This is a genomic window from Gilvimarinus sp. 1_MG-2023 (genome assembly GCF_030548285.1).
Window position 1 is genome coordinate 1 of the sequence record NZ_JAUOSC010001900.1, and the last position, 229, is coordinate 229.

Sequence of the window (229 nt, forward strand, 5' to 3'; positions counted from 1 at the left end):
ACATTCATACACTCGAATCATTAATGGCGACCTCTTACGTTGCCGAGCTGATGAATGGCGGAGTGCCATCGTTGCCGGTTTATGAATACACAGAAAAACGTATGACCGAAGCACTTGAGCAACTTGACCAGCTCAACAATATCGACACACTTTCCCAGTGGGTCAGCCATTGGGAAGAGCGGCAGTCCAGCGCTTCTGACAACATACTTAGCCCCGACCTCCAGGGGGT

At 50.7% G+C, this 229-nt stretch carries 1 protein-coding gene; it reads left to right on the forward strand.

Annotation, left to right across the window (positions count from 1 at the left end):
- Window positions 1-23: 23 nt before the first annotated feature.
- On the forward strand, window positions 24-229 hold a 206-nt coding region (locus Q4563_RS23305), incomplete at its 3' end, for a hypothetical protein (RefSeq protein WP_303606240.1).